At 45.5% G+C, this 3,980-nt stretch carries 3 protein-coding genes and 1 pseudogene; 1 reads left to right on the top strand and 3 read right to left on the bottom strand.

The features are described 5' to 3' along the window. Positions 1 to 1,813 (top strand): hypothetical protein (locus tag WCO51_10575; protein ID MEI6513701.1); only part of this gene is annotated, 1,813 nt, incomplete at its 5' end. A gap of 487 nt (positions 1,814 to 2,300) precedes the next feature. Here the strand turns inward: WCO51_10575 and WCO51_10570 are convergent. From WCO51_10570 to WCO51_10560, 3 genes and pseudogenes are all read right to left on the bottom strand, one after another. Further along, positions 2,301 to 3,383: an ankyrin repeat domain-containing protein gene (locus WCO51_10570; protein MEI6513700.1), complete on the bottom strand. Its 1,083-nt coding sequence runs from the start codon at positions 3,381 to 3,383 to the stop codon at positions 2,301 to 2,303. Between the two features lie 193 nt (positions 3,384 to 3,576). Next, positions 3,577 to 3,744 carry an ankyrin repeat domain-containing protein gene (locus WCO51_10565; GenBank protein MEI6513699.1) on the bottom strand — a complete coding sequence of 56 codons (168 nt, stop codon included), beginning with the start codon at positions 3,742 to 3,744 and terminating at the stop codon, positions 3,577 to 3,579. A gap of 36 nt (positions 3,745 to 3,780) precedes the next feature. Next, positions 3,781 to 3,951 (bottom strand): annotated as a pseudogene (locus tag WCO51_10560) (ankyrin repeat domain-containing protein). Positions 3,952 to 3,980: the final 29 nt, after the last annotated feature.

Here is a 3,980-nt window from a genome sequence, read left to right as displayed (position 1 = left end):
ATATAAGATTGAGATTGATAAAGAATATTATGAAAAGATGGATGAGCTGCTACTCGATGATCCCCAACTGTTTTTAGAATATGGCATGCAAGATACTCGCGCAGTCGTACGCTCATTCGCTTTGGAAATGGAGAACTATGAGAAAGATGGAATTACCAAACCTCCTGTCACGCTTTGTTCTGGCGCTGCCGATTCCCTTATTCGTGATATTGAGCGTGAAACCGGAATGGCGATTGAAGTGCTAGTCGGTAAAGAGCGCGTTGTGGTCAACACCAATAAGGGCAAGCGCAAGGCTTGGAAGCTAACTCCTAAGCTCAGTGATAATTGGCAACTGGTAGTCGATAGCTTTCATGGCGGCTATAATGTCGCCTATGCACGTGGAGAATTGAAAGCTCCTCCAGGCACGATCTTTGTTGACTTTGACTACAGTTCAGCCTATCCTTGTATCATGTCACAATTACCGGCCATCGACTTTAATCGGCACTTACCTATCGGCGAAGAACGTTCCTTTAGTGACGCGTGCAATATGGCAAATGGCGACTTGATGCAATATGCTTTCTTCCGAGTCGACCGCTTCAGTTTTCCTGATACCTGCTACACCCCGTGTTTCGGGGTTGATACGATGAACGGGTTGCTTTTCCCTCGTGAAGGGCATGACGTAGTGGTGTCTTTGATCGAATATGCGATGGCTCTTGATATGGGAGCTGAAATCCAATTAAACTCTGAAGCTTACTGCCGATTCGATCCTCTTCTACAAAATGGCCAACCCCTCTATCTTTTTCAGCCTTGGTTATTGAAGATGGCAGGAAGACGACGCCAATACGCCAAAGGCACTTTCGAGAACTATTCCGCAAAAAATAAAATGAACGGTGTCTATGGCAAAGTGGGTCAAGGGCTAAAACGCGTGTCACTTCGTGATTTCCGTGGGAAAACGCAAATTATGCAGCCAGGACGATTGACGTGTCCACCCTATGCTGCCAACGTCACATCCCACTGCCGTATCGCGCTTATCGCTGCCGTGAATACCGCTATTAATTTGGGTTGGAAACCTCTCTACGCCACTACTGACGGGTTTTGCGCTTGTGTTCCTGACCCAGGCTATTCTTTAATGGACGATAGCGGCAAGTACAAGCCTGTCAGTGAACTTTTCCCTGACTTTTATAACGCGCTGTCTTCTAACCGCTTCACTCATTCGCTTATTCAAGGCTCCCTTGTTTTGGGCAACGCTGAATGCTTAGAAATTAAAGCGCATGGGAATGAGTGCTGGGTCGGTAAAACGAGAATGTACGGCATACGGCAAGACGGCCAATGGATTTCCAATGCTCGTGGTGGACACCAACTGGCTATTGAGGATTTATACGGGATTTATGAGATGGGAGGTTCACCGACCTATCTCAAAAGACAACTGGTCAGCCCCTTCGATGTGCTTAATCCCGACATGCCCGATATAGTAGACCTTGTACCGAACAATAAGGATGTCCACTCCAATACGGACTGGGATGGAAAGCGCGTACTAAATGAAGACGGCTGGTCGTCCCGCCCGATCAACAATGTCGAAGAGTTTGAAGAGCGCCGGGAATGCATCGACCGACTTCACAAGGCGGGTTTGCCCTGTAAGGAATCGGATGTCGATCATGAGCTCAACGGTTTTCGTCGTGTAAATGGGACCAAAAAAAATCTTGCGACAGGTGTAATGCGACAGATCTTTACCAAAGGAAGCGTTTGGAAGTTGGGCTATAAAATTAATGGTGAAAGCTATCCAACTTCCCTTATCGAGCAAGTATTCAACGTTCCTCGATCCTCAATCAATTAAGAACTGTAGGGATACCTCTGAGAATACTGCTGAAACTTCTATAAGCGATGCTCAACGCTTTTCTCGCAAGGTCAAATACTTCTCCGATAGCGAGTTGCTGAGAACTCTCGTTCGAGAATGGATGTCAGGGCTGGGGATCGCTGCAGAGCTTGAAGAAGTTTGCGTGAAGACGTTGATTGACCCTTGCTAAATGGAGACAAATCTTTCAATAACCGTCTGAAACATTGCTCCGTACGAATTCGTTCATCTTATAAGGCAGTGGGGCAGATTTATGACTGTTTGCACCATCATAAAACATGCCCCTTTAGGACACTACAATGGGGTTTCTAGCTCAGTTAAAGGTTTACCCCTAGTATTTCCCCTCCTTGCTGATTATGTGCCGTAGAAACCATTGCAAGCTTAGTGTGATAGAGGTGTATATGAGTCAACGTCCTCCCTCATACCCACGAATATTACGGAGTTCATTGATTCCTTTTCTTATTGTATTTTATTGTTCGTTTAGCCTGTGACTAGAGTTCGCTCCCTTCTTGATTATATCTACAATTTTCGTGTTGCCTTTCTCTACAGCAATATTGTAGGCATTCATCCCGTTAGCCAAACGAAATTCAGCGCCCTTCTCAAGGAGAAGTTCTGCGATCTCTGAATACCCGTGTTCGGCTGCAATGATGAGCGCCGTATAGCCGCTTCCGGCTTGCGAATTTGCATTGGCGCCCATATCGAGAAGTGCTTTGACGGTTTTGGTATGCCCTCCGAAAGTCGCGTATATCAAAGGGGTCTCATTTTCAATGTTAGTCGCATTGACATCCGCACCTAACTCGATCAGCATCTTCACCGTATTAGTAAACCCTTCTTGGGCAGCGAACATGAGCGCTGTATCCCCTCGCTTATCTTTAGCATTGATATCGGCTCCCTCTGCATCCTTTTCGATAAGCAGCTTAGCTACTTCAACATATCTGCTTTTTACAGCAATCATGATTGGGGTTTGGCCATCATCATCCGTCGAATTCATATCTACTCCCTTGGCAATAAGCGTTCTAACCTTCTTCAGGTTTCCAGCTCGCACGGCTTTAAACAATGCTGCGGAAGTTGGGACAGGTGCATTAGACGCCGAGTTAGAACTTGTAGATCCTTCGCTAGGCAATTGTATCCACCCATCCATACTAATCTTATTAATCGATGCATCATAAATTCCAGCAACTTTCCACTTTCCTCCGCTCCAGCAAGCTGCTACAGGCCCGATCTTTACACAAGCATCTTGGCTATCATGACTGGTTACTTCAGCGCGAGTATCGCCAATAAGATCGAAATTACCTCCTGGGTAGGTATATCCAATGACACAAACACGTTGACCACCATAGTTATTACCACCTTCTAATAGTTGACGGCAGGTCACTACTTGATACTTGTCCCAAGCAAAAGGATGAGGATGTGCGATATCATATTTCATGGCAGTCGGTATCAAAAAAACAACTACCAAAAGAATAAGAGGAAAAATGATTATCGGCTGGCAGCAACATGAGAGACAAAAAGGAATGCTTCCCCCTGAACCTTCAGAATTACCATCACTCATTCGAGATCCTCCTTTAATAAGATACAGTCATGCGCAGAATGAAGATTAATCTCGTAATCGTTAATGAGTATGTCTCCATTTCTTCCGCTCTAGTAGCTATTCATTCTCTTGTTCAAGATGGATTTTCATAAATCCTGTTTGATTATGGACTAGGCTTAAGGCTAAGCTGGGAAATGCCATCGTGTTAGCTTCTTCAGCGCCTCGCGCCCGCTTGGAGTAATAAATTCACGATTTTTGTATGCTTGTACTTTGTTGCCCAAATGAGTGCAGTTCGTTGATCACAATCCTCCGCATTGACATCTGCGCCTTTCTCGATGAGCAACTTTACTGTCTCGATATGTCCATCCTGAGCTGCATACATGAGAGCGGAAACGCAATCAATACGATAGTTTTTTGTATTGACGTCAGCACCCATCTCGATAAGAAGTTTTACGGTCTCAGTATGCCCAGAAGACGCCGCCATGCAAAGGACTGCCAAATGGAGATTATCTCTTGTGTTAATATCCGCCCCATGGTTGATAAGGAGTCGAACAGACTCATTGTCCCCCCTAGATGCAGCTAGAGAAAGGGCGGTCGAGCCACCTTACTCCAAAACAT

This window comes from bacterium (assembly GCA_037131655.1).
In the GTDB taxonomy this organism is placed as follows: domain Bacteria; phylum Armatimonadota; class Fimbriimonadia; order Fimbriimonadales; family JBAXQP01; genus JBAXQP01.
This window is presented reverse-complemented; position numbering and strand designations above follow the sequence as displayed.

What these genes read in the sequence shown, in the direction of transcription:
- WCO51_10570 (MEI6513700.1), bottom strand. Translation starts at nt 3,383, where the DNA reads ATGAGTGATGGTAATTCTGAAGGTTCAGGGGGAAGCATTCCTTTTTGT.
- WCO51_10565 (MEI6513699.1), bottom strand. Translation starts at nt 3,744, where the DNA reads ATGTATGCAGCTCAGGATGGACATATCGAGACAGTAAAGTTGCTCATC.